The organism is Bacillus sp. XT-4 (assembly GCF_050864245.1).
GTDB lineage: Bacteria > Bacillota > Bacilli > Bacillales > Bacillaceae > Bacillus > Bacillus altitudinis.
The window spans coordinates 1-26,487 of sequence record NZ_JBPAFI010000003.1; the positions used below are offsets into that span (position 1 = coordinate 1).

The following is a 26,487-nucleotide window of genomic DNA, read 5'->3' on the forward strand; positions in this document are numbered from 1 at the left end:
CGATACAATATCGAACTCATGCCTCGAAAGCTGTCTCATAAAAAAACCGCGTCTAAATTTAGGGGGTCACTTCACAGAAGGCGGTTTTTTTATTTAAGCATGATCCGCTGGGAAAACAATATCGGCGTCTTTCCTAGCGGCTTCAAGAACCTTCATGACAGAAAGACTGTCATCAAGCCATTCATAACACTTTTCGTCATTTCCGGTTTCAATGATATGCTGAAATGCTTCTGCTTCATAAAACAGGCGGTTTGAATTGGTTTGTGCATTGAGTGAAGTGACTTGGTCTCCTATATGCAGCAACACTTCCTCACAGCCATTCGCACCATTTTTCACATGTAGGAACCCTTTTTCCCCTTGAATCAAAGCGAAATTCATACTGCTTGTATCTTTGCTGCCAACACTTGTGGCGATGAAATCATTGTAAGTAAAAGTTAAAACACCAGATGTGTCGATGCCGTTTGGATGGCGGTTGGCCCGGTAACGAACGTCTTTCGGTGAACCAAATAGATTCATAATGAAATGAACATTGTAAATGTTAATATCCATGAGGGCACCGCCAGAAAACTCTGGGTTAAAGACATTCGGCGTTTCCCCGGCGAGCAGTTGATTATATTTACTTGAATATTGACTATAGTTGCATTGAACGAGTTTGATTCTGCCTAATTGATGAAGGTGTTTTTTGATTAAATGATAGTTGGGCATATGAACGGTTGTAATGGCTTCAAATAGGAAGAGCTGCTTTTCCTTTGCGAGAGCGATTAAGGCTTCTAGCTCTTTCACATTAGAGGTAAAAGGCTTTTCGCAAATCACATGTTTTCCGTGTTTCAATGCAGCCGTGGCATGCTCGCTATGTAAACGATTGGGTGATGCGATATATACCGCTTCTATGTGGGGATCTTCTAACATAGCGGTTAAATCCGTATAAGTCGTTTGCACCCCAAATTGATCTGCGAGTTTCTTTGCCGTGGCTTCCTTTCTTGAATAGACAGCGTGGCAAGAAGCACCTTCAAGCTGTTCAATTGCCTGGAGGAAACCTTCCACAATCACACCTGTTCCAATGGTTGCTATTCTCATTCTATTCATAACCCCTTCCATACGATTGATGTCACGTCAAGCTGTCTCTAGTATACCTGATGTTTTCATACAACGTGTACTTAACAGCTAGTCGCAGAGGGGTGCCAGTAAAAAATACCGGCACATCTTTGGCAGCCCTTACAATTAACTAATGTTAGCTAATGTTTGTTTTGTTAACAATTGAATGGCCGCCTTCCTCTTTTTTAACTCTTGAATGGATTTTTGAATATCTTCTACTTTTTGTTCGAGTAGCTGTTCCGCTTCTGTTTTCGACTGTTTCTCGAATAGTGACGTGATAATTTCTCGAATTTCTTTGAGTGAGAAATCTAGCTTTCTTGCTTCAGTGATAAAGGATAGCATGAGTACATATTTTTTATCATATAAACGATAGCCGTTATGTGCTCTCTTAGGCTCGGGGAGCACACCCTCATTTTCATAAAAACGAATGGTTTCAATATGTACACCAGACATTTTTGACAATTTTCCTCTCGTAAATGTAATCATTCCCTGCACCTCCTTTCTTTGCTATCCATCATACAATTAGATTTGCTAGTTTCAAAATATTCTCCGATGAACATTTGTTCCTTTTCATACTGTTAAAATGAGAGATCTGTTCTATTCACAGCGGATTTCATAGAATAGGTTATAATAGATGAGGATGAAGTGATTTTTTGTTACAGATAGGAACAAGTAGACAGTGTGAGAAAAAAACGATAGGCTAAAATAGGTACATAGTATGATGAACAGCATGTGATCATGTAGATGATCACTCAAAATAGTGACAGCACGTTTTGCTGAGAAAAGGGGAGCAGTGAATGTATAAATTAGTCGCAATTGATATGGATGGTACGTTATTAAATGATCAGCATATGGTGCCGGATGAGGTGTTTGCTGCGATTCAACAGGCGAAGGCAGAAGGCGTTAAAATTGTTTTATGTACAGGCCGGCCGATTGGCGGGGTGCATCGCTATTTAAAAGAGCTGCAGCTTGATCAAGATGGGGATTATGTCATCGCCTATAATGGAGCGCTTGTACAAAACAGCCATACAAATGAAGTCGTATCAGAATTAACTTTATCCTATGATGATTTGACTTCTTTATATGAACTGAGCCGTCAGCTGGATACACCTATGCATTATTTCGATTCAGCTCATCTATACACACCAAATCGGGATATTAGTGAATACACGGTACTTGAATCGTACTTAACGAAATTGCCGCTTAAGTATTTACCTGTCGAAGAGGCAGACCCATTCATGAGACTTCCGAAGATGATGTATATTGATCAGCCAGAACGTTTGGAAAAGACGATACAAGCCATTCCATCTGAAGTGAAGGATCAGTACATGATGGTAAAAAGCACAGATTTCTTCCTAGAAATTCTTCATCCTGATGTGAGCAAAGGGAATGCCGTGAAGCTTCTAGCGCATGAACTGGGGATTTCTCGTGAAGAAGTGATGGCGATTGGTGACAATGGGAACGACGTGTCGATGCTGGAATTTGCCGGCTGTGGCGTTGCGATGGGAAATGCCATTGATGATGTCAAAGCAGTTGCGGATGTTGTGACAAAATCCAATAACGAAGCAGGAGTCGCACATATCTTGCATGAGCGAGTCATCGGAAAATAAAGAAAGAGCGGTCTACCAATGAGGTAGCCGCTTTTTTATATGTGTGAGAAAAAGTAAACAAGCATACGTCTGCTGTTTAAATTTGTTTTTTCGAGCATCGCCTTTACATGATCATGCACCGTATGAGGCGAGATAAATAACGTACTGGCAATTTCCTTTGTGGATTGTCCTTTGATTAAGCAGTCAAGGACGTTCATTTCTCTTTCTGTCAGCCGATATGTTTTCGCTATATAAGGAAGGATGTCACTTGTTTGAGCTCGTTTAATATGAATCATGACAGCCTCTTCCTGCCCGGCTGCCTGTGCTAATCGAAATGCTTGAAGAGAGAGAAAACGCCCTGTCGGCATTCTGGTGATGCTGACCGCTGTTTGGTCACCGCCGCCATATAAAAGCTTAGCACCTAATGCTCTAAACGGACGGGGCATGACGGCACCGTCATGAATTTGCTCAAAGGTTTGGAAGGTGTGAAGCCAATGAAGTCCGGTTTCATTTCCATAAAGAAGATGGTAATCGTGTGAAAGAATGAGGAAGCCTTGGTGTTCCGCCGTTTCATCTTCTTCCGTTTCTCTTCTTTTAAAAAGTTCATCTCTCAGCTTGGCAGCTAGTGCTGGTGTTTGGCGACTAACCGCTTGTATGTCTTGTTCATGAAAAGGTTCCTTCTCCTTTTTCCGATAAAGGCTGGCAATTCCCCAGCATTCACCTTGAATCACAAGGGCTGCCCGCAATTCATCTGCCCATCCGTTAGGTAACAAAATGTGCTGGTATCGACCACTATTGGTGTATTCTCCGCTTTGGACGAGACTGGCAGCGTGGACAGGACCTTTCGCTAGATCTTCATGCTGGTGCACATCTTTTTTTAAATATTCATTTTGAAACAGCTCGTTATGTATGGCTTCAATCGGTTCATCTGTAAAAGAACCCGTCGAGAGGAGAGTAGCTGGATCAATGGTTGTGATACAGGCAGCATCAAAATCACAGATAGCAGCAAGTTCATCTCGAATGTTTTTTCTCAGCTGCTGAAAATGAGCGGCTGGATTGTTCATTTGATCTCCTCCTCAATATCCCCACTTTTAGGGATCGTTTTTTCTCATCTATCTTCTTACAATGAAGATAACATACCGTTAGTGTAAAGGAAACGAAGCAAAGCGGAAACTGGAGGAGAAGACATATGAGTGTAAATCAACATTGGCATGATCCTGTTGCTGAATCCTATGCGGCGACAATTGCACATAAAGTACCGGGCTATCATCTTTTGCATGAGCTGACAGTGGATAGAGTAGAAATCGAATTAATGGGAGCGGCTTCTCGCATGTTAACAGTCGGAGCAGGTGGGGGCGAAGAGATCATCAACATGCTTCAAAGAAATAAAGACTGGCATATCATAGGGGTTGATCCATCTCCAACCATGCTTGATATGGCCAAGCGCAGAGTGGCACAGCTTCATATGCAAGATCGCGTCACATGGTATGAGATGGCCTTAGACAAAGTGCCGGTTGAAAAGTCGTACGATGCAGCAGTAAGTTTGCTTGTCATTCATTTTGTAAAAGATCAGCTGCCCTTTTTACAGGAGATCGCCCGCCGGCTTCAGCCAGGGGCACCGCTCGTGCTGGCGTTTATTCAAGGAGACCCAGAAACGCCTGCATTTCAGCAGGAGCTTCATATGCTTTCTCTCTTCATGAAGCGTCAAGGCTTGGAAAAGGAAGTGTTTACGTCCTTCCGAGAAAGGCTGGGTGTCACAACATATCCCGTGTCTGAAGAAAAGATGACAGCACAATTAACCGAAGCAGGATTTCAAGACATCAGACCTTATTTTCAAGCTGGCATGATCAAAGGGATTGTTTGTAAAAGAGGCAATAGAAAGGCGGTTGGAAAATGAGGTCAAAAGTGATAGTGATAGGCGGCTATGGACATGTGGGGCAGCAAATATGTCTTCAATTAAGTGACGTGTATCCAGGGCAAGTCTTTGCGGCTGGCCGAAGTTATGAGAAGGCTGAACAATTTTCACGCCAAACGAATGGGCGTGTACGTCCATTTCAGATAGACGTAAGACAACCAGTGGATACGGACTGGATGGATGAAACGAAACTCGTGATCATGTGTCTTGATCAAGATGACACGTCATTTGCTGAAACATGCTTACGATCAGGCATTGATTATCTAGATATCTCGGCAAAAGGAGCCTATATTGAGAAGCTAGCAAAGGTCCATCAGCAGCAATTGAACGCAACGGCTGTGCTGAGCGTAGGTCTTGCACCTGGTCTCACCAATTTGCTTGCAGCGAAGGCGGCATCTATTCTGACCTCTGTGGAGCAAATTGATATTAGTATCATGCTTGGGCTAGGTGACCAGCATGGAAAAGCAGCTATTGAATGGACGCTTGATCATGTGCATACGGATTATGAGCTGACGAAGAATCATCAGCGAAAGAAAGTCAAAAGTTTTACTGGAGGGAAACGCATTGATTTTGGCAAAACGCTTGGAAAGCGGCAAGCCTATCAGTTCCCTTTCTCTGACCAGCAAACATTGCCTTCGACGCTCCATGTGCCTTCTGTGACAACAAGGCTCTGTTTTGATTCTGGCGTAGCGACACGTGCATTTGCTCTCACAAGGAAACTCGGAATGACGTCCCTTCTCACGATGCCGAAAATCAAGGAACGAGCCATTTCACTGATTCAATCTGCTCAAATGGGTACAGATCAATATGCAGTGAAAGTGGAAGCGGTAGGAATGAAGGGTAACGAAATTCATCAGGCAGCGCTTGGAATAAAAGGTCGCGATGAGTCTCAAGCAACGGCTCAAGTCGCAAGTGCTGCGGCACTGCATGTATTGAGCAGGCAGTTTCAGGCAGGTGTCTTTCATATCGAAGAATTATTTTCATTAGCGTATGAGAATGGTGATTTTGCGTTGGTGGATCAAAAAACGAAGGAAAAGCACGCATTAGCATTGAGAGCCAGCCTTTTAACGGCATAAAAGAAAACGACAAGAGATACGCATCAGCTCAAAAGTACAGGTCAGTCATGTGGGCGCTTTATTCATGATCCGAAAACAACCGCTTGCTCTCCATGTAAATGGCCGAGAGGCAATCAAAGATGGTAGTCGGAGCTGATATAATGGTTACATTGGGCAAATAAATCTCAAGTGGGTGTTTACAAGTGCTAGATACAGAAAAAGATGTAGTGAAGAATTATATAGATTCACCCCAAAAATTGAAAAATTTATATAGACGAGTATTGTTCGTTGTCAGTCTATCGCAAATATTTGGAGGGGCTGGAATAGCTGCAGGAATTACGGTAGGTGCCATTTTAGCGCAACAAATGCTTGGAACTGAAGCCTATGCAGGAGTCCCAATCGCTTTATTTACTTTGGGGTCAGCTGGGTCAGCTTTCATTGTAGGAAAGCTTTCGCAATGTTATGGACGACGCATCGGTTTATCGACAGGTTTTGTTGCTGGAGGGCTCGGAGCAATTGGCGTTGTGCTGGCAGCTATGATGAATAGTGTCACTTTATTATTTGCATCGCTCTTCATTTACGGAGCAGGAACATCCACGAACTTACAAGCGCGTTATGCTGGGACGGACTTAGCGAATTCTAAACAGCGTGCAACTGCCATTAGTACAACAATGGTCATGACAACATTTGGAGCAGTAGCAGGTCCGAATTTAGTTGAAGTGATGGGTAAATTTGCAGTGTCCATTGGTGTTCCAGCACTTGCCGGTCCTTTTATTTTATCAGCAGTAGCATTTATTGTAGCTGGTCTTGTCCTTTTTATTCTGTTGCGTCCTGATCCATTAGACATTGCCCGAAGAATAGCAACTTACAAAGCAGAACATGGTCATGGAAATAAAGCAGATGCTGCTGATAAAAAAACAGATAAAAAAGGGCTTACAGTAGGTGCCACAGTGATGATCTTAACTCAAATTGTCATGGTGGCACTCATGACCATGACACCGGTGCATATGCAGCATCATGGTCATGGATTAGCCGAAGTGGGCATTGTGATTGGTTTTCATATAGGTGCTATGTATCTTCCTTCACCTATCACGGGTGTACTTGTAGATAAACTAGGACGAACAGCTATGAGCATAGCGTCGGGCATCACATTGTTACTTGCTGGTTTATTGGCAGCATTCGCACCAAGTGATTCAATGATTCTATTAATCATTGCTTTGTCTTTACTTGGATTGGGATGGAACTTTGGTTTAATTAGTGGTACTGCTCAAATAGTGGATTCTACAGAACCATCATCCCGGGCAAAAACCCAAGGAACACTCGATGTTTTTGTTGCGTTAGCAGGTGCTTCTGGCGGTGCCCTTTCAGGAATGGTCGTTGCGAATACGAGTTATGCTACATTATCTTTAAGCGGAGGAATTTTATCGTTAATTCTCATCCCTGTCATCATTTGGTCTTTTAAAAGTAAAACATAATGCAGCTCTGTGCTCATCCATCACAAAAAAGACATGCCTCCAATCATAGGAAAGCATGTCTTTTTTGAATCTCTCTTCACAGGATGCTAGTCTTCTTATGATGCTGAGGACACATCTCCTTTTTTCTTGATACTGGCTTTAATGAGCTCAGTCAATGTGTCAGAGCCTTTTGTGGAAAGGTGAACACCATCTGGCTGAAAATAGGATGGCTGTCCGGTAGCGGCTGAATGCCAATCGACTAAGCTCACATTGTGATGTTGATTGGCCACACGCTCAATGACTGCATTCACATCATTTTCCCAAGATCTTGGAACGCGAGTGTTCACAAGAAAAATATGAGCCTTCGAGAAATGTTGAATGAATGAGGTCAAAGTCCCCTCTGTAAAATAACCATTTGTGCCAAGCTCAATAATAACAGCGGCATCAGCCTTGTTAAAAGAAGCATATTGAGGGGCGATGCGGATGGCTTCGTTCATTTGCCTTCCGACCCTTGCGTCAATGGTGATGGGTTCATAGGCCTTTTCTAAATTTGAAGCAATGTCTAACATGACGGAATCACCAATGGCAAGAACTTGGTGAAATTGTTTAGGATCCGCTGCTTTTTTCTCATGTTTGTCTTTCTTTTTCTTCACTTTTGATTCTGTCTGACCGCCTGCCTTTTGGGGCGCTGTCTTAATTTGTGTTACTTCCTTGGCATGTGGGGATGTATGAGACGAGCTAGACATGCCAATGGTAAATAAAATCAAAAGGACTGCGGCAATCCCAAGAAACACTTTGTTGGACATAGACCATTGCTTGATTCCTGTTTTCCAAATCGACCAAGAGGCAAAATAGTGTCTAAACCCGAGTTTACGAATCGGCTGTTCGATCAAACGATAGGAAGCCTCTGATATGAGTAGAATTGCGATGAGCTGCAATGTGACACGTCCTATGGAAGGCTGTCCAATCTCAATGACCGGTGTGGTCAGCACGATAATTGGATAATGCCATAAGTAGATGCCATAAGACCGCTTTCCGAGCCAAACGAGTGGTTGAAAAGACAGCCATTTCCCAATAAGACTGGCAGGATGGCAGACACACGCAATTAAGATCGCTGCATTCAAACAGAATAAAAGCATACCGCCTTGGTAGAGAAAGCCGTCAAATTCGTCGACTGCATAAACACATAAGAGGAAAATGACCATCGAACCGAATCCGGCTATTTGTAACATACGTCTGCCGACAGGAAGTAATTTCCTGCTGGAAAGTCTGTGCATGGGCCAGACAAATGCAAGACTGCACCCGATGAGGAGTGCAAACGCACGTGTGTCTGTTCCATAATAGATCCTGCTCGGGTCAGTATCCGGTGAATAGAGAATGGCCATCCATAACGCAGATACAAGTGCCAGACCAAAGGTGATCATAGGAAGATGGGATCTATTTTTCACCCATTTCAGTCCAGCAATCAACAGTACCGGCCAAATGAGATAAAATTGCTCTTCAATCGCCAAAGACCATAAATTTTTTAGTGGAGATACAGCATTGAAGCTGTCAAAGTAAGAGAGCTGATGAAAAATATACCACCAGTTACTCACATAAAAAAAGGACGATAAGGCATCGCCACGAATGGACATTAATGCATTTGAACCAGCAATGGCGCACCAGCTGACGATTAAAAAAATCATGACGTAGGCAGCTGGAAGCAGCCTTCTGATGCGGCCCATCCAAAAAGGCAGAAGCTCTTGATAGCCCAAATCCTGCTTATGCAGCAAGATGGTTGTAATCAAGTAACCAGAAATCACAAAAAACAAATCAACGCCAAGAAACCCGCCGCTTGCGGGTTCAATATGTAAGTGATAAGCAATGACCGCCAATACGGCAACAGCTCTCAGCCCATCTAATCCTAATATGTAACGTAAACGGTTTTCCTTGCTGTTCATGAAAAAGAATCCCCCATCAATGTCAAACGCGTCTTTTTTGTTGTCACTCCAAAAGAACAACGATTCTTTTATTTTATATAAGATTAGACGAATCAGCATTACATTTTGTTGGCGAATTTCTGTCTTTTTTAAAATTTTTTTATATGAGGAATTATTCTAAGGCTTGAGGGATTCTTATTTTTATACTCAAACCGAAAATCCCTGTCATAATAAAAGAAGAAGGAAAGGGGATGTGTTGAATGAGAACGATTGAAAATGATCTGTTATTGGTTCAAATCAATGAGAGAGGTGCCGAGGTGAGAGAGGTGCTTCATAAAGAAAGTGGACGTCAATATATGTGGTCTGGTGACCCTGCTTATTGGGGCAGGGTGTCGCCCGTCTTATTTCCGATTGTCGGACGGTTGAAGGATGATCAATACAAGATAGACGATCAAACGTATCAACTCTCGCAGCATGGATTTTTGCGTGATGTTGATTTTGAACTATTTGAAGAAGCAAAAGATCAGGTGGTTTTTCAATATCAATCAAATGGCCGTCACACGTCACAATATCCGTATGAATTTACAGCGCGCATCAGTTATGCACTGTCGGAAAATGGACTAACGATTTCCTGGGAAATTGTTCATGAAGGAGATGGCACGATGTATTTCTCGATTGGCGGGCATCCGGCATTTCATGTCCCGCTTGTTGAAGGCGAGCAGACAGCTGATTATTCACTCACATTGATACCTTCCACCGAACATGATCCAGTCCAATATGAACTTCATGATTCACTTGTGAGAGAGAAGGAGAAAGGTGTTGAGTTTGAGCCGATTCAACTTCGCCCAGAACTTTTTCAGAACGATGCAATGATCTTTAGTCATATTGATCAAGTATCATTGATTTCTCAAGCAGGTCACGGCGTTGAGGTCGATCTCAGTGGTTTTCCGTTCGTTGGTATTTGGTCTCCATATGATCAAGAAAAGGGAACAATGGCTCCTTTTGTTTGTATTGAGCCTTGGTATGGGATCGCTGATATGGAAGGGACAAATGTGCAGTATAAGGAGAAATTCGGCATTCAAACTTTAGAGAAGCAAGAGACCTTTCACGCAGCCTACACCATTTTCTTTAAATGAACATTTGTTCATGGTGAAGTGAACAATTTGTTATGATAGAGGAAAAAAGGAGGCGTACGAATGGATCGGGAGAAACAGCAATTAAGTATTGAAGCAGCAAGGCTCTATTACTTATCTGATTACAGTCAGCAGGAAATCGCCAAGCAGCTTGACCTGTCGAGGCCAACGGTGTCTCGTCTGCTTCAGTATGCGAAGGAAAAAGGGTACGTCCAAATTACAGTGATGGACCCATTTGAGGATTTAAATGAGCTGTCCTTATTGCTGAAAGAAAAATATGATCTGCTCGAGGCTCATGTGGTATTTTCACCAAAGGACGATTATCCAACGATTACGGATTACTTGAGCCGGTTTGGTGCAGATTATCTTCAAAATACGGTGAAAGACGGCGATATTGTTGGAGTGAGCTGGGGCACCACGATGTATCAAATTGCTCAAAAGATGCAACCTAAACAGGTAAAAGGGGTAGAAGTGGTTCAGCTGAAAGGTGGAATCAGCCATTCACATGTGAATACATATTCTGCGGAAACGATTCAGCTGTTTGCATCAGCTTTTCAAACGGCACCACGTTATTTGCCACTGCCTGTTGTGTTCGATAGTGCCGCCGTTAAAGAGATGGTTGAACAGGACAGACATATTCATCGCATTATTGAAATGGGCAAACAGGCAAATATCGCTGTGTTTACTGTTGGGACGGTAAGAGATGAGGCGCTTTTGTTTAGGCTTGGTTATTTCCGTGAAGAAGAAAAGACGTTGCTCAAGACATCCAGTGTTGGAGATATCTGTTCGCGTTTTTATGATCAAGAAGGACGCATTTGCAGTGAAGCGATTAACAATCGCACAATCGGTGTGGAGCTGGATGATTTGAGAACAAAAGAGCGCTCCATTCTTGTGGCTGGTGGACATCGAAAGGTTGCCTCTATCCATGGGGCGCTGAGAGGAAAATATGCGAACGTATTGGTGATCGATCAGCACACAGCAAGAGCTCTTTTAAATGTCACAAAATAGATGAACAAAATTTCATAACTATATTTACAATTGTTCAATAGTCATTTAAGATGAAAGTATCATATTTAAAAGGAAGTGTGAATCATGACAATAGCAAAGCTCATTGATCATACAGCACTAAAACCAGATACATCTAAAGCTGCGATCATGCAGTTACTAGAAGAAGCAAAGACATATCAATTTGCTTCCGTTTGTGTGAACCCAACTTGGGTATCTCTTGCGGCGAAAGAACTAGAAGGAACAGGCGTTGATGTCTGTACAGTCATCGGTTTCCCGTTAGGTGCAAACACAACAGCAGTGAAAGCATTTGAAACAAAGGATGCCATTGAAAACGGTGCAACTGAAGTGGACATGGTCATCAATATTTCGGCATTGAAAGATGGCGAATATGATGCAGTTGAACAAGATATTCGTGCCGTTGTAGACGCAGCAAAAGGCAAAGCCTTAGTGAAAGTCATCATTGAAACTTGTCTACTCACGGATGAAGAGAAAGTACAAGCTTGTGAACTTTCTGTAAAAGCTGGCGCTGATTTCGTCAAAACATCGACTGGATTTAGTACAGGCGGTGCAACAGCTGAGGACATCGCATTAATGCGTAAAACAGTTGGACCTGACATCGGTGTCAAAGCATCAGGCGGCGTAAGAACAAAAGAAGACGTAGAAGCGATGACAGCTGCAGGCGCAACCCGTATTGGTGCCAGTGCAGGCGTTTCCATTATTAAAGGGGATCAATCAGCTCCTTCTAAAGACTATTAATTCATACGATCCTATGGTAGGATAACAATCATGACTCATTAGATGATGAAAAAGTCATATGCGGAAGGATCTCATTTCTGGGATTTTCTTCCGCAATTTGTTTGCGAAATAGGGTTTGTTCCATACAAGCACATTAATGTAAACGAATTCATTCAAGGAGGAAAAACATGAAATACATCATTGGTATTATCGGTTTGCTGGTGATTCTCGCCATTGCATGGCTGGCAAGTAACGGGAAAAAGCGAGTGAAATTCCGTCCAGTCATTGTCATGATTGTACTGCAATTTATTTTAGGTTATATTCTGCTCAATACAGGTGTTGGGAACTTCCTAGTCGGGGGCTTTGCAAAAGGATTCCAAATGCTTCTAGGCTATGCTGGTGAAGGGATCAACTTCGTATTTGGCGGTTTAATGAATGATAATGCGTCAACTTTCTTTATCAATGTCTTGCTGCCGATCGTCTTCATTTCTGCCTTGATTGGTATCCTGCAACATTGGCGTATCCTTCCGCTGATCGTACGCGGAATTGGGTATTTGCTTAGTAAAGTCAATGGAATGGGGAAACTAGAATCTTACAACGCCGTAGCGTCAGCGATTTTAGGTCAATCCGAAGTGTTCATTTCCATTAAGAAACAGCTTGGATTATTACCTCAACAGCGTCTTTATACATTGTGTGCATCTGCGATGTCGACTGTATCAATGTCCATTGTCGGTGCGTATATGCAAATGATTAAACCGGAGTACGTTGTTACAGCACTTGTGCTGAACCTATTTGGTGGATTTATTATTGCGTCTATCATCAATCCTTATGAAGTGTCTAAAGACGAAGACATGCTTGAAGTCGTAGAAGAAGAAAGACAATCTTTCTTCGAAATGCTCGGCGAATACATTATGGATGGTTTCAAAGTAGCCATTGTTGTGGCTGCGATGTTGATTGGATTTGTTGCATTAATTGCGATGATTAATGGTATTTTCACAGCTGCCATCGGTGTTTCTTTCCAAGATGTACTTGGATATGTGTTTGCACCATTTGCGTTTATTGTTGGTGTACCATGGAGCGAAGCAGTACAAGCAGGAAGTATTATGGCGACCAAGATGGTGTCTAACGAATTTGTGGCGATGCAAATTCTTTCTGGCGATGCCTTCCATTTCACTGCTCGTACAGAAGCGATCATTTCTGTATTCCTTGTGTCATTTGCGAACTTCTCGTCTATCGGTATCATTGCTGGAGCAGTGAAAGGCTTGAATGAAAAACAAGGAAACGTTGTCGCACGCTTTGGATTAAAGCTGTTATTCGGTGCAACACTTGTCAGCTTCTTAACAGCAGGCGTTGTCGGTTTGATTTACTAAACTAAAGAAGGAATGGTGAAAACAATGAGAATGGTAGATATCATTGCGAAAAAACGTGACGGAAAAGAATTATCTTCAGAGGAAATTTCTTTCTTTGTCAAAGGTTATACGGACGGAACAATTCCTGACTACCAAGCAAGTGCCTTGGCGATGGCGATTTTCTTCCAAGATATGACGGATCAAGAACGTGCAGATTTAACACTCGCTATGGCAAACTCAGGGGACACAATTGACCTGTCTGCTATCGACGGCATTAAAGTAGACAAGCATTCAACAGGCGGTGTAGGCGATACAACAACGCTTGTACTCGCTCCTCTTGTTGCAGCACTTGATGTACCTGTTGCAAAAATGTCTGGGCGTGGTCTTGGACATACGGGTGGAACTGTCGACAAGCTAGAGGCAGTCAAAGGCTTCCACGTTGAAATTACAAAAGACGAGTTCATCGAGCTGGTGAACCGTCATAAAGTAGCGGTCATTGGACAATCAGGCAACCTGACACCTGCTGATAAAAAACTGTATGCCCTTCGTGATGTAACAGGAACTGTTAACTCCATCCCGCTCATTGCAAGCTCGATTATGAGTAAGAAAATCGCTGCTGGCGCAGATGCAATCGTATTAGACGTGAAAACAGGCGCAGGTGCTTTCATGAAAACACCTGAAGACTCTGAGAAGCTTGCAAAAGCAATGGTTCGTATCGGAAATAATGTTGGCAGACAAACGATGGCTGTCATCTCAGACATGTCTCAGCCGCTAGGATTAGCGATTGGAAATTCCCTTGAAGTGAAAGAGGCGATTGACACGCTTAAAGGCGAAGGCCCTGAAGACTTAAACGAGCTTGTGCTCACATTAGGAAGTCAAATGGTCGTTCTTGCGAAAAAAGCAGAGACACTTGATGAAGCAAGAGAAAAGCTAATTGAAGTCATGAAAAACGGCAAAGCACTTGAGAAATTCAAGGAATTTTTAGAAAACCAAGGTGGAGACGGCTCGATTGTAGATCAACCGGAAAAACTGCCACAAGCACCTTATCAAATCGAAGTGCCGGCAAAAGAATCAGGTGTGATCGCTGAAATCGTCGCAGACGAAATTGGTGTTGCAGCGATGATTCTTGGAGCAGGACGCGCAACAAAAGAAGACGATATCGACCTATCTGTTGGCATCATGCTTAACAAAAAAGTAGGCGATCGTGTAGAAAAAGGCGAATCTCTCGTGACGCTGCATGCAAATCGTGAGGATGTAGCGAATGTCATGGAGAAAATTTATGACAACATCCGCATTGATGACCATGCTGATGCTCCGACTTTGATTCATACAGTGATTACAGAATAAAGAGAAGAAGACAAAAGTGATGAATCGCTTTTGTCTTTTTTTATGTAAATTTTAGGTAGCGCTTCTTCTAGATATGATAAGTTAGATGAATGGGAGGGGATAAACCATGAGAATGCTCAAACTCATTCTCTTTATTTTTGTAGTCTTGATGATCATTGGATTTATCAGCTACTATGTGGGACCAACATCGACACCAAGTTCTTAAGGCGAGCAAAAGCTCGTCCCAGCGTGAAGACAAACCCTCGCATTCGGTGTCAGTCCTGCGCGCTGGTGCTCACGAATGTCAAATTCGCTCCGCAAAAGTAGCTGTCCTTTCTAGACTGCAAAGGTTTTCTTTCACGCTGAAAAGAAGACAAAGGGCTAAAATAAACTACATTTTAGCCCTTTGTCTACTGTCTGAGACGAGCAAAAGCTCGTCTTTTTTAATTGAAATAAAAAATTTCACTTTATGAAACAAACCTCTTGCAATCATGAAACAATGGGTGTATATTAGTTGACGAGTCAATGATTGATATATCAACTAATTGATCTGAATAGAAAAGAGGGGATGGCATTGACTGCATTTTGCTCTGAAGAAGCAGAGGTATTATATCGTTTGCAGTGTGTGAACCGTATGATGGGTGTGAAGTTCGAAGCATGCACGGGCATCAGCCAATCAAGACTGGAGTTGCTATCACTGTTATTCCAAGCCGACGAAATCAGCCAATCCGATTTGCAGAAAAAAGTAAATATTGATAGTGCGGCTGTGACGCGTCACTTAAAACAGTTAGAAACAAAAGGAATGGTCACGCGCAGAAGAAAGCCGGAAGATAATCGAGTCACGCTTGTTCGTCTGACAGATGAAGGCAGAACAAGAATCGAAGCTTCTAAAAAAGAAAAAGAACGATTTATCTCAGAAATGCTTGAAAACGTAAGTGATGAAGAACGAAAGCTTCTCACTGATGTGCTCATCCGTATACAACAAAACATCGAAAAGATTCAAACAACCTAAAGGAGTGTTACACATGGCTACAACATTAAAAACAAACGATTTTATGGATATTATGAAAGGGCGCCGCTCCATTCGTAACTATGATCCAGCAGTGAAAATTAGCAAAGAAGAAATGACGGAGATTTTAGAAGAGGCAACAACAGCACCATCATCAGTGAATGCACAGCCTTGGCGCTTCATGGTCATTGACAGCCCAGAAGGAAAAGAAAAGCTTGCACCACTCGCAAAATTCAACCAAACACAAGTAGCTACATCATCAGCTGTCATCGCTGTGTTTGCAGATATGAAAAACAATGAATACTTAGAAGAAATTTATTCAAAAGCAGTAGAAAATGGCTACATGCCGCAGGAAGTAAAAGAAAGACAAATTGCTGCATTAACTGCACATTTTGAAGCTCTTCCAGAGCAAGTGAATCGTGAAACGATCTTAATTGACGGTGGACTTGTGTCAATGCAGCTGATGCTTGCTGCTCGTGCGCATGGCTATGATACAAACCCAATTGGCGGATATGACAAAGAAGTCATCGCTGAAACATTCGGCTGGGATAAAGAGCGCTATGTACCAGTTATGCTTCTATCCATTGGGAAAGCAGCTGACGAAGGTTATGCTTCTTACCGTTTACCGATCGATCGCATCACAGAGTGGAAATAATTTTTTAAAAAAGGGAGACGATCATATGATTATTATTCATGCAGGGATGACCATTCATCCAGAGAAAGAAAACGTATTTCTAGAAGAAATCAACGGTTTAATGAAAGCTTCACAGGAAGAAGTAGGAAATGTGTCCTACAAGCTTTTCAAGGATACAGAGAAAGAAAACACCTTTTTAATGGTCGAAGTGTGGAAAGATGAAGCAGCGGTTCAAAGCCATAATGCAAGTGCACATTTCCAAGCCTTCGTCGCAAAGGCAAAAGAATTTTTAGCCGCTCCACTTGATGTTGTTGCATATCAAGGAGAGCAGCTTTCATAGAAAAACAACAAACACCCTAGGCATTTATAGCCTAGGGTTCTTTTATTTTCGACAATTCGTTCCACCTATTTCAATCTCGTATTGTGCATTTTCCACAAAGTTTCTGAAAATAAAATGTTTTTCGACTTAAGTATATTGGAATATGCTAGAATTAGATATTATTTATTACCAAATTAGGGAGGAACCAATATGAAAAAAGGGAAATGGACGAGCATCGCACTAACAGTTGTCCTCAGTTTAGGCACATTGACAGCTTTCAGCACCCCTCTATCTGCCCACACCTCAGAAAAGTCAACATCCTCAGATGGTGGTCATTATTCAGGTATTCCATTCGACGCAAGTGTTGTCAATGAAGACCGCCTCATCAAAGCCTTGAAAAAACAAGGAAAGATCAAAAAGAATGCCAATGAGGCAGAAACCCAAAAAGCATTAAAGAACTACTTAAAGAAAAAAGAAGAAGCAGCGATGAAACAAAGCGCAAGTACCTTAACAGAAGAACCTGAATTCCTAAAAGAATACAAACAAAATGTACATAATAAACTAGCCAAAAAGAAAAAATTAAAGAAGCATAAAGGAAAAGAAGGCAATCAAGTAAAGCCGGTGAAAAAGGAAAAATATAAAGGCGACGTCCGTAATGATAAAGTTTTGGTCTTATTAGTAGATTTTAAAGATTATAAGCATAATAGTATTAAAAAAGAAGAGACTGATATGTACTATGACAAGTATGATCAGCAGCATTACCAAGATATGCTTTTCGGAAAAAATGGCTACATCGGTCCAGATGGTAAAAGAAAAGTATCTATGAAGCAGTATTATGAAAAGCAGTCCGGTGGAAGCTACACGATTAGTGGAACAGTAGCTGGATGGTATACAGCCAAGCATGAAGCAGCATATTATGGCGGGAACGTACCAGACGAATCAGGCAGTGACGGCAGACCGCGCGAATTGGTGAAAGAAGCCCTCGAAGCAGCGGCAAAGGATCCAAATATTGACCTTGGTGAATATGATCAATGGGACCGCTATGATATGGATGGGGACGGTGTTTATAATGAGCCGGACGGTATCATTGACCACCTCATGGTTGTACACGCTGGCGTAGGTGAAGAAGCTGGCGGCGGACAGCTTGGCTCTGACGCGATTTGGTCGCATCGCTGGTCACTTGGTGATGTATTTGAGATTCCAAACACTGAATCAGAAGTGGGTCAAGGCGGAAAGTTAGGCGCTCTAGATTATACGATTGAGCCTGAAGATGGCGCAGCAGGCGTGTTCACACATGAATTTGGACATGATCTTGGTCTGCCTGATGAATACGATACACAATACACAGGCAGAGGAGAGCCCGTTTCTTATTGGTCTATCATGTCAAGCGGAAGCTGGGCAGGTAAAGTACCTGGTACGGAACCAACAGGTTTTAGTCCATATGCAAAAGAAATGCTTCAAAACTTGCATGGCGGCAATTGGCTTTCTGGAAAAACCATTGATGGTAAGACATTAACAAAAAGCAAAACAGTTTTAATCGATGAAGCAGCAACAAAAGGAACCAACCATGATGCGGTTCGAGTCGATTTGCCAGATAAAGAGATTGTGGTCACTCAGCCTGCACAAGGGCAATATTCATACTTCAGCGGAACAGGTGACAATTTGAATGCTACCATGACGACATCAGGGATTGATTTGTCGAAGGGAAGCAAAGCCGAGCTTACGTTTAAAGCATGGTACGATATCGAAGAAGATTATGACTATGCGTATGTAGAAGTTCGTGAAGCTGGGACAGACAAATGGACAACCATTGCTGGTAATATTACGAATGATCGAAATGAGGCAGGAGCGAATGAAGGCAATGGCATCGATGGAAAATCAGATGGATGGGTAGATGCATCCTTTGACCTTTCTGCTTATGCAGGGAAGAAGATCGATCTTCAATTCCGCTATACAACCGATGCAGGATATTCACTGCCAGGTTTATTTGTAGATGATCTAAAGATTACAGCAGATGGATCAAAAGTGTGGTCAGATGATGCCGAGGGAACGTCCACGTTCACTTTTAATGGATTCTCTCAATCTAATGGAAAACAATATGCCGCTCAGTATTATTTACTAGAATGGCGCTCTTATGCTGATGTCGATAAAGGCTTAAAGCATATCAAACGAGGAGCAAGTCTGATGAGCTATAATAACGGTTTGATCGTGTGGTACGTCGATCAATCGTACAGTGATAACTGGGTTGGAAAACATCCAGGGAACGGCTTCCTTGGAGTCGTAGATGCAGATCAACAAGTGTTGAAATGGAGTGACGGCTCTATTGCAGCGACAGGTTTCCAAGTACATGATGCAGCATTCTCTTTGAATCCAAGCACGAAGCTGAATATTGATTATACAGCGACAACAGGCTTAACCTTAGAGGATCGCTATATCCGCCCAACGCGTACATTTAGTGATAAAAAGAACTATGTGAATCCAAATAACCCGGATGCAGGACGTGATGTGCCAACATACGGCCTATCCTTTAAAGTCGTCGGACAAAGTAAGGACCGTTCTGTTGGAAAGGTATTAATTTCTAAAAGCAACTAAACAAAAAGCCGGATTCTATCCATGAATCCGGCTTTTTGATACGTTAAGACATGGATTTTTAGCATATGACTCGTCTTTGATCGAATGTTTGTTCTTTTTTATTTTGATATCCGAATGAAACCATTATATAATAGAGAATGGAAGGTTTTTCTTTCATTCAATGTTCTTTTTAGTTGTTAAAAAACCAAGAAAGGATGAGCGTTACCAATGAGTTGTGTCACTGCCAAGCAATTAAAGGTGATTCGAGGGACGATGCAGACTTTTTGCAGCCATTTAGAGTATGATGGCCACGGTAAGCTTCATATTAATACCATCATGGCTTTTATTAAAAAGGAATTTGGTGTAAGAAAAATGAAAGACATTCCACAAAGTCGTTTTCATGAGGCGTTAGAGCTAATCCAAGACTTTGATTTATACACGGACAAAATACAAATACGAGACCGTCTATCAGAAAGGAATTCACTAAATTGAATATTTTAGCAATGATTTTAGTAGGAATTGTCGCTTTAGAGCACATTGTCATCATGTTACTAGAAATGTTTTTTATGGAATCAAAAATGGCGAAAAGATCTTTCAATCTGCCTGAACACTTACAAAAGGATCCAAATGTGAAAGTGATGTTTGCTAATCAAGGGCTATACAATGGCTTTCTAGCTGCTGGACTCATTTGGGGGCTCATTCTTGGTTCGAATACCGTAGGATATATGATTCAGCTATTTTTCGTTCTTTGTGTGTTCATCGCAGCAGTATTTGGCGGGGTGACGTCTAATAAATCGATTATCATCAAACAAGGGTTACCAGCTTTTCTTGCATTAATTGCACTTATCCTGGCTATATAATCCTATCAGCGTGATAGAAAACCTTTGCAGTTTAGGAAGGACGAGCATCGGAGCGAATTTGACATTGGTGAGCACCGAAGCGCAGGACTGACAACGAATGAGAGGGTTTGTCTACACGGTAAAGCCGCCCCAGAGGGCGGCTTTTATCTTTTACGCATTCCCATCAAACGAATAATGGACGTAAGACAAAGGGCAACAGCGACAGCCAATATGATTTTTCCATACATGACGCCCGTAAGATTCATTAAAAAGACAGCCAATATGATACAGAGCGTGATGATAATCATCACAATCGAATATGTTTTCATCTCTTTTTCCACTCCTTTTAAATTCCCTCTAGCGCAAGAGGTCTGTCAATTGTTTCTCATATTATATCATTTCATCACAATTTTACATGAAATTCCCTGTCAATAGAATGTGACAGAATGATTAGATTTGAAGTGAGGCTATATTTTTTAAAAAATCGGGTATAACATAAAGAGTTGTATCCAAGTCTGATTGCTTGATATTTAATTGTGCAAAATATAAAATAGCCACATGATAAATAGAAAGGATGATAAAGTTGAGCAAAAACGTCTTATTAGTATCAACAAGCAGCTCAGAAATGAACGGACACCCAACAGGCTTATGGCTAGAAGAATTGGCCGAGCCATTTCATATCTTTAAAGAAAATGGACTCAACGTGCAAATCGTTTCAATAAAAGGTGGAACAGTACCGATCGATAAAAATTCAATTCCTGAAGGAGTTCCAGCACAATATCAAGATGTGTATGAATTACTTCAAGACACAAAGGCACTGACAGATGTAAACCCAGCTGAGTATGATGGCATTTTCTTTGCTGGAGGACATGGCCCAATGATCGACTTTGCGTCCAATCAATTGGTTGCCGATGCGATCTTAGCGATTTCAGACAAAAATGGAGCCGTTGGGGCAGTTTGCCATGGCGTTTCTGCCTTTGTTGATGTGAAGGATCGTGATGGAAAATCATTTATCGACGGCAAGAAAATAACAGGATTCACAAATGAGGAAGAGGATGCTGTTCAGCTGACATCTAAAGTTCCATTTTTATTGGAAACAAAACTTCGCGAGCAAGGGGCAGCATTTGAAAAAGGCGATGCATTTGCGCCATTCGCTGTTGTAGACGGACAAATTATTACTGGACAAAATCCAGGATCAAGTGCAGAAACAGCACGCTTATTTGTCAAAACCATTGCATAAATCATCAAATAAACCAGTCGTGACTCATACGGCTGGTTTTTTGTTATGAAAATTTCCTAAAAAAGTCCAAAACAAGTATTAGAAAAATGGTAAAATAATCACAGGGTAAAAAACCCAAATTAGGGAAAAGGGGATGTTCCTGTGAGAGCATTTTATGTCAAAATCACCGCCGCCTTACTGTCTATTTTATTGGTCACAACAGGTTTATTTTCACCAGCAATCAAAGCAGAAGATGCACCAAAATCAAGTGAAAAAGTATCGCCACTGACTGAAAAAGCCATTCAGCAAGTGCAAGAGTCGTTTGAAAAGCAGGATAAAGGGACTGCGGTTCAACAGAAGGAAGTAAAAAAATCATTTAAAGTAGATAAGAAAAAGGGAATAAGTATTAAACGAAAAGCGGCTGCAGATGGAAAGATGCGCACGTCTGCCGTTCGCTCTATTGATGGACTAGCCATTAATCAATCGGCAGTTTTAAACGAGGAAGATCCAGTTGATTTATGGTTCTTAAGTACATCGTCCCCTCAGGCGCTCATCAGCCGGATTACCTCTCCAAATGCTGATTATTTCGTTCAGTTATTTGTTATTGATTATGAAGAAGGACAAGCTTATCCAACGGATCTGATTCAACCAGCAGGCAGTCTGCTTGCGTTAAGCAATTTACCAGCGGGTGATTATGCGTTTGGTATTACTAGCGGTGGAGACTTTGGAGACTCATATACATTACAGGTGAATGCAAAAAACCCACCAAATTTCACAGGTGCTGAATCCCTGTCATCAACATTGCAATACTTTGTTGCTTCGTATGCCAATGGGGATGTTTTCGCAAATGGTACAAAAGTGTATAACAAACAATCTAAGACCGCCGATTATAAATGGGAGCGTGTATTTTATTTCTCATATGATGGAAAATATCAACAGAGAACGCATTCTGTTGACAGTGTAAAAGTGAAAAGTATTTCGGCACCAGTATCGTACTCTGCTCCATACGCGAGTTCCTCTGAGGCCATTCTTGTCTACTTAGATGTGGAGACATTATTTATGTATCATGAATCATCGTTTGCTAGTGGGCAGTACTACCATAGCAGCTTTGTTGATACTCTCGGAAAGACAACGCCAAGGCGTTTAGACATTGATGACCTGACAAATTACGGCGATCATATTTTGGCTGTTGATTTAAAGACAGGAAAGCCAATTGATTTCTTCAGTGTCCTTAATTTCTACTATGCAGCAGGGATTGAGAAGCTGCCAACGATCAATACATTGAATTAAGATCGGCGGTTGACATCAAATCGCCACATGTGTAGAGTAAAGATAATTAAATGACAAAAGTCCACTAGGGGAGTCATGTATGACTGAGACAAGAGGAAATCTTGGACCCTTTGAACCTGATCTAGTTTGTACTAGCGGAGGGAAGTGGAGCTGGACCTTGTCTTATTCATGATTGAATCGATAAGAAGGCCGCTCCATTTGGGGTGGCTTTTTCATTTATTCAACTGAAGAAGAGGAGGCTTTTTTTATGACATTTTCAATGCAATTAAGGCAAGAAGCAGAACCATTATTTGAAGCGATTTATCAGCATCCGTTTGTGAGAGGACTCGCAGCAGGAGAACTCGAAAAGGAACAGATCATTCATTATGTCAAACAGGATGCAGAATATTTAAATGCCTTTATTAAAATTTATGCGGCAGCCATCAGCAGATGTACAGACAGAGAGGACATTACCTTTTTCCATCAACAAATGGCTTTTGTCCTTGATAGTGAGACACATCCTCATCAAAACCTTTGCCGGGTGGCAGGTGTCGCTTATGATGAACTGCAAGGTGCATCTTTGGCGCCAAGTGCTCATCACTATATTCATCACATGCTGCAAGTCGCCGAGGAAGGGACGCTAGGAGAAATCATTGCGGTTTTGCTCCCTTGCCCTTGGACCTATTGGGAAATAGGCAAACGAATGCTTAAAGATGTTGAGCCCGACCCTGCCCATCCATTCTATGAGTGGATCACATTTTATGGCGGGTTAACGGACTCTGTTACAGTGGAGCTTTGCAAACGGCTTGATCAGTGGGCGGAAGAAGCAAGTGAGAAGGAAAAGAAGAAAATGAAACAGCACTTCATCTTAAGCTGTCAGCTTGAGTATAAATTCTGGGACATGGCCTTTACTGTCGAAGAGTGGCCTGTCCAAATGGAGGTGCATTCTTCATGACATGGAAGATGAAAGAAGTCGTTCTTGCTGTCATTTTATCTGTGGCATGCGGAGTCATCTATTTAGGGTGGTCGACTCTTTATTTACCGATTACAGCCCTTGTCGGTCCAGCAGGAGGCAACATCATGTTCGGAATTTGGGTCATTGCCAGTCCAATCGTTGCTTACATTATCCAAAAGCCTGGCGCTGCCCTCATCGCAGAAACAGCTGCCGCCGCCGTGGAATTACTGACAGGCAGCCACTTCGGTCTTTCTGCGCTTTTGATTGGTGTGTGCCAAGGACTTGGAGCAGAAATCGCCTTCGTTCTATTTGGCTATAAGCGATATCGCATGTGGACACTCATGTTGTCTGGTGCCTTTGCAGCAGTAGGGGCAATGGCATATAGCCTCATTGCCAATGGATTCGGCTATTACACGCCTCAAGTGTTACTCATGACCCTTGTCACTCAAGTCATTAGCGGCATGTTACTCGGTGGTTGCTTGGCAAAGGTTGTGGTGGATGCTTTATCTAAAACAGGTGTGCTGAATCAATATGCCATCATGAAAGAAAAACGAAGTAAGGGTGACCAGCATGGATTCATTTCTCGCGTGCAGTAATCTCACTGTCCGTTTTTATGAACAGGCGAATCCCGTTCTTCATCAAGTATCTCTTTCTATTCAAAAGGGGGAAAAGGTGCTGATTTTAGGACCAAGTGGAAGCGGGAAATCTACGCTGATTTCTGTGCTTGCTGGCATTATTCCAGAGCATATGGAAGCTGAAGTACAGGGAGAAGTGATGCGGCAAAGGCATACTGGTGTCATGTTTCAAGACCCAGATTCGCAGTTTTGTATGCACCGAGTCAATGAAGAAATTGCGTTTAGCTTAGAGAATCGATCTGTCCCTCGTGAACAAATGGATGATATGATTCAGCATCTCATGAAAAAAGTACAGCTAGATGTCGACCCAAATACAGATATTCATACCTTATCTGGCGGAATGAAGCAGCGGTTGGCGCTTGCTTGTTTACTAGCATTAGAGCCAGATGTCCTGTTCTTTGATGAACCGACTGCACAGCTTGACCCAGCAGGAAGAATGGAGATATTTCAATTGCTTCAGCAGCTTTCGGCTGAACAGAATCAGACGATGATTTTTGTGGAGCATGTGTTAGACGGTGTCATCGAGTGGATGGATCGGGTGATCTTATTAGATCATCAAGGCTGTATTATAGCAGATGGAACGCCAAAAGGCGTGATGAACACATTTGAGGGAGAAATGAAAGAAGCCGGCATTTGGCGTCCGAAAATATTTCCCGAGAAATGGTCCACTATCGTACAAGATCCGTTTCATCCACTGAGTCAAACACTCTTGCAAACCTTTGAGGCGAGAAAAGAACGTCACGAGACATCAACAAATCGAGAGACAATCATTCGCACAGATCATCTACAATTAAGCTACGGGAAAAAAAGCATTATAGATGACCTGCATCTTGATATAAAAGCAGGAGATTGGGTTGCGATCATTGGTGAAAATGGAAGCGGAAAAAGTACGTTTCTTAAACATGTCATCCGTTTAGAACCAATAAAAAAAGGTCACATTTTTTTAAAAGGAAAACACCTGAAAAAGTGGTCTGACCGAACATTATATGAAAAAGCAGGCTTTGTATTTCAAAATCCAGAACTTCAATTTATACAGGACACAGTGTTTGATGAAATTGCATTTGGTGGGAGACAGCGAAATTGGTCAGAGTCTGTGGTGCAAGAAAAAACGAATCAGCTATTGGCAGAGTTCGGCCTAGAGAAGCATAGAGACGCGCATCCTTTCACCTTAAGCTTAGGACAAAAAAGAAGATTAAGTGTTGCCACAATGCTTCTTTTTGATCAGGATGTTCTCATTTTAGATGAGCCGACCTTTGGGCAGGATGAGAAAACGGCGAGGGAGTTAATCCGGCGTTTAAAAGAACGGCAACGACAAGGCACCACCATTATCATGGTCACACATGATATGGAACTCGTTGATGAGTGCGCTGATCAGGTGCTTGTTTTTCATCAAGGGGAGCATGTTTATGATGGTACGCCTTTTGATTTATTTTCTCATCAGGAACTTGTCACTTCCTGTGAGCTGAGAGTGCCGATACATTATCGCTATATGGCTGAAAGAAAGGAAGTGATGACGATTGCAAAGTAATCACTCCTTTCTATCCACTGTAAATCCAGTCATGAAATTACTCGCCCATCTCCTTGCGATGTGCTGTCTGATGGCGATTTCTGATCCTAAAACGACGTTCATCATCTGGCTGTTTGCACTTGGAATTGGACTTGTCCTAGGCGGCTGGAATTTGAAATACCTCATCACCAGACTTGTACCTTATCTGCTCTTTTTCATTCTCGTGTTTTGGATGATCGCGGCCTTTGGCAAGGGAGATCATACAGTTTGGAAGTGGGCATGGTTTCATATTACAGAGGAGAGTTTAAGAAATGGGCTGACCATTTCTTTTAGAATGCTTGGCTTTGTGACATTTGGTCTCCTTTTTACATCAACAACTGATTTGACGGCCTTTATGATGAGCTTAATCCATCAATGCCGAATGTCACCCAAATGGGCATATGGGATGCTGGCAGGCTTCCGGTTTATCCCGTTGTTTCAAAGTGAATTGAAGCAAATGAAGGCTGCACATAAAATTAGAGGTTACAAGCAAAAAAACAGCTGGAAAGCCTTTATACGTTATGCACTCCCCCTTTTCACGCAAGGCGTACGGAAATCTGAACGACTAGCCATTGCGATGGAAGCAAGAGGCTTCACAGGGACGAGGGAGAGAACATATTATCATGTCATCAGCACTTCATGGATCGACTACATGTATCTTTTTTTCATCGTCATTAGTGTGTTGATATGCATCTTCTTCTTTTAAAAACAGCTACATTCTCTTGATAGAATGTGGCTGTTTTATATGTCTTAGGTCATTTGGTTGATATTAGTACACATTGCAGGCTGTAATAGATCATATAAAGAACCGATAAAGAGAGTGTACTGAGAAAAAGAGAGGATGAACGTGAGCGAATGTCACAGAGAATTGATAACATAATAGACGCTTTACCAATCGTTGGACTAGCTATGA

Annotated in this window: 25 protein-coding genes, 1 pseudogene and 1 riboswitch; of the genes and pseudogenes, 21 read left to right on the forward strand and 5 right to left on the reverse strand. The window is 42.1% G+C overall.

All coding sequences use genetic code 11. The annotated features are described in order from the left end of the window. Positions 1-93 precede the first annotated feature (93 nt). Complete coding sequence (locus tag ACRRMM_RS09830) at positions 94-1,077, reverse strand: Gfo/Idh/MocA family protein (RefSeq protein ID WP_428828690.1); 984 nt, start codon at positions 1,075-1,077, stop codon at positions 94-96. Positions 1,078-1,221: 144 nt separating this feature from the next. Then, positions 1,222-1,581, reverse strand: coding sequence for a MerR family transcriptional regulator (locus ACRRMM_RS09835; protein WP_007498034.1), 360 nt, complete (start codon positions 1,579-1,581; stop codon positions 1,222-1,224). 311 nt (positions 1,582-1,892) lie between these two features. On the opposite strand from ACRRMM_RS09835, the gene yidA reads away from it, so the two are divergent. Then, positions 1,893-2,705, forward strand: coding sequence for a sugar-phosphatase (gene yidA, locus ACRRMM_RS09840; RefSeq protein WP_428828689.1), 813 nt, complete (start codon positions 1,893-1,895; stop codon positions 2,703-2,705). 35 nt (positions 2,706-2,740) lie between these two features. Here the strand turns inward: yidA and ACRRMM_RS09845 are convergent, their stop codons facing one another. Further along, the gene (locus tag ACRRMM_RS09845; RefSeq protein WP_272511262.1) at positions 2,741-3,748 is read right to left on the reverse strand and encodes a helix-turn-helix transcriptional regulator; all 1,008 of its coding nucleotides are present in this window, start codon (positions 3,746-3,748) and stop codon (positions 2,741-2,743) included. 125 nt (positions 3,749-3,873) lie between these two features. Here ACRRMM_RS09845 and ACRRMM_RS09850 point away from each other — a divergent pair, with 125 nt between their 5' ends. From ACRRMM_RS09850 to ACRRMM_RS09860, 3 genes are all read left to right on the forward strand, one after another. Next, on the forward strand, positions 3,874-4,581 hold the full coding sequence (locus ACRRMM_RS09850; protein ID WP_342494391.1) for a class I SAM-dependent methyltransferase: 708 nt from the start codon (positions 3,874-3,876) through the stop codon (positions 4,579-4,581). After that, positions 4,578-5,675, forward strand: coding sequence for a saccharopine dehydrogenase family protein (locus ACRRMM_RS09855; protein WP_428828688.1), 1,098 nt, complete (start codon positions 4,578-4,580; stop codon positions 5,673-5,675). Before ACRRMM_RS09850 ends, ACRRMM_RS09855 begins: the two co-directional genes overlap by 4 nt. A gap of 182 nt (positions 5,676-5,857) precedes the next feature. Further along, the gene (locus ACRRMM_RS09860; RefSeq protein WP_428828687.1) at positions 5,858-7,129 is read left to right on the forward strand and encodes an MFS transporter; all 1,272 of its coding nucleotides are present in this window, start codon (positions 5,858-5,860) and stop codon (positions 7,127-7,129) included. A 95-nt stretch (positions 7,130-7,224) separates the two neighbouring features. On the opposite strand, the gene ACRRMM_RS09865 is transcribed toward ACRRMM_RS09860, so the two are convergent. Further along, complete coding sequence (locus ACRRMM_RS09865) at positions 7,225-9,048, reverse strand: acyltransferase family protein (protein ID WP_125589275.1); 1,824 nt, start codon at positions 9,046-9,048, stop codon at positions 7,225-7,227. A gap of 239 nt (positions 9,049-9,287) precedes the next feature. Here ACRRMM_RS09865 and ACRRMM_RS09870 point away from each other — a divergent pair, with 239 nt between their 5' ends. From ACRRMM_RS09870 to ACRRMM_RS09920, 11 genes are all read left to right on the forward strand, one after another. Continuing rightward, a complete protein-coding gene (locus tag ACRRMM_RS09870) occupies positions 9,288-10,163 on the forward strand; it encodes an aldose 1-epimerase family protein (RefSeq protein ID WP_428828686.1) in 876 nt (291 codons plus the stop codon). Positions 10,164-10,223: 60 nt separating this feature from the next. After that, on the forward strand, positions 10,224-11,168 hold the full coding sequence (locus ACRRMM_RS09875; protein ID WP_171465926.1) for a sugar-binding transcriptional regulator: 945 nt from the start codon (positions 10,224-10,226) through the stop codon (positions 11,166-11,168). 84 nt (positions 11,169-11,252) lie between these two features. After that, a complete protein-coding gene (gene deoC / locus ACRRMM_RS09880; protein ID WP_428828685.1) occupies positions 11,253-11,924 on the forward strand; it encodes a deoxyribose-phosphate aldolase in 672 nt (223 codons plus the stop codon). Positions 11,925-12,091: 167 nt separating this feature from the next. Continuing rightward, positions 12,092-13,273 (forward strand): NupC/NupG family nucleoside CNT transporter, encoded by a 1,182-nt coding sequence (locus ACRRMM_RS09885; protein WP_268382032.1) that lies wholly within the window; start codon positions 12,092-12,094, stop codon positions 13,271-13,273. Between the two features lie 24 nt (positions 13,274-13,297). After that, a complete protein-coding gene (locus tag ACRRMM_RS09890) occupies positions 13,298-14,599 on the forward strand; it encodes a pyrimidine-nucleoside phosphorylase (protein WP_035702607.1) in 1,302 nt (433 codons plus the stop codon). 547 nt (positions 14,600-15,146) lie between these two features. Next, positions 15,147-15,590, forward strand: coding sequence for a MarR family winged helix-turn-helix transcriptional regulator (locus ACRRMM_RS09895; protein ID WP_045033720.1), 444 nt, complete (start codon positions 15,147-15,149; stop codon positions 15,588-15,590). 13 nt (positions 15,591-15,603) lie between these two features. Next, on the forward strand, positions 15,604-16,242 hold the full coding sequence (locus tag ACRRMM_RS09900; protein WP_017368360.1) for a nitroreductase family protein: 639 nt from the start codon (positions 15,604-15,606) through the stop codon (positions 16,240-16,242). Positions 16,243-16,267: 25 nt separating this feature from the next. Continuing rightward, a complete protein-coding gene (locus tag ACRRMM_RS09905) occupies positions 16,268-16,561 on the forward strand; it encodes a putative quinol monooxygenase (RefSeq protein ID WP_046526801.1) in 294 nt (97 codons plus the stop codon). A 189-nt stretch (positions 16,562-16,750) separates the two neighbouring features. Further along, positions 16,751-19,132, forward strand: a complete 2,382-nt coding sequence (locus tag ACRRMM_RS09910) for an immune inhibitor A domain-containing protein (protein ID WP_428828684.1) — start codon at positions 16,751-16,753, stop codon at positions 19,130-19,132. Positions 19,133-19,339: 207 nt separating this feature from the next. Further along, positions 19,340-19,603 (forward strand): ORF6C domain-containing protein, encoded by a 264-nt coding sequence (locus ACRRMM_RS09915; protein ID WP_008345710.1) that lies wholly within the window; start codon positions 19,340-19,342, stop codon positions 19,601-19,603. Then, positions 19,600-19,971, forward strand: coding sequence for a DUF1304 domain-containing protein (locus ACRRMM_RS09920; RefSeq protein WP_007498006.1), 372 nt, complete (start codon positions 19,600-19,602; stop codon positions 19,969-19,971). Before ACRRMM_RS09915 ends, ACRRMM_RS09920 begins: the two co-directional genes overlap by 4 nt. Before the next feature lie 143 nt (positions 19,972-20,114). On the opposite strand, the pseudogene ACRRMM_RS09925 reads toward ACRRMM_RS09920, so the two are convergent. Continuing rightward, positions 20,115-20,306: pseudogene (locus tag ACRRMM_RS09925) on the reverse strand (hypothetical protein); the annotation flags it as partial. Positions 20,307-20,533: 227 nt separating this feature from the next. On the opposite strand from ACRRMM_RS09925, the gene ACRRMM_RS09930 reads away from it, so the two are divergent. From ACRRMM_RS09930 to ACRRMM_RS09955, 6 genes are all read left to right on the forward strand, one after another. Beyond that, positions 20,534-21,190 carry a type 1 glutamine amidotransferase domain-containing protein gene (locus ACRRMM_RS09930; protein ID WP_017358640.1) on the forward strand — a complete coding sequence of 219 codons (657 nt, stop codon included), beginning with the start codon at positions 20,534-20,536 and terminating at the stop codon, positions 21,188-21,190. Between the two features lie 141 nt (positions 21,191-21,331). Then, on the forward strand, positions 21,332-22,459 hold the full coding sequence (locus tag ACRRMM_RS09935) for a hypothetical protein (protein ID WP_008345703.1): 1,128 nt from the start codon (positions 21,332-21,334) through the stop codon (positions 22,457-22,459). A 56-nt stretch (positions 22,460-22,515) separates the two neighbouring features. Continuing rightward, positions 22,516-22,619, forward strand: a riboswitch (TPP riboswitch). An 87-nt stretch (positions 22,620-22,706) separates the two neighbouring features. Continuing rightward, the gene (gene tenA, locus ACRRMM_RS09940) at positions 22,707-23,393 is read left to right on the forward strand and encodes a thiaminase II (RefSeq protein WP_428828683.1); all 687 of its coding nucleotides are present in this window, start codon (positions 22,707-22,709) and stop codon (positions 23,391-23,393) included. After that, positions 23,390-23,989: an ECF transporter S component gene (locus ACRRMM_RS09945; RefSeq protein ID WP_035702599.1), complete on the forward strand. Its 600-nt coding sequence runs from the start codon at positions 23,390-23,392 to the stop codon at positions 23,987-23,989. The genes tenA and ACRRMM_RS09945 overlap by 4 nt, the downstream gene beginning before the upstream one ends. After that, on the forward strand, positions 23,964-25,556 hold the full coding sequence (locus ACRRMM_RS09950; protein ID WP_074041773.1) for an ABC transporter ATP-binding protein: 1,593 nt from the start codon (positions 23,964-23,966) through the stop codon (positions 25,554-25,556). Before ACRRMM_RS09945 ends, ACRRMM_RS09950 begins: the two co-directional genes overlap by 26 nt. Continuing rightward, positions 25,546-26,280 carry an energy-coupling factor transporter transmembrane component T family protein gene (locus tag ACRRMM_RS09955; protein WP_428828682.1) on the forward strand — a complete coding sequence of 245 codons (735 nt, stop codon included), beginning with the start codon at positions 25,546-25,548 and terminating at the stop codon, positions 26,278-26,280. Before ACRRMM_RS09950 ends, ACRRMM_RS09955 begins: the two co-directional genes overlap by 11 nt. Positions 26,281-26,487: the final 207 nt, after the last annotated feature.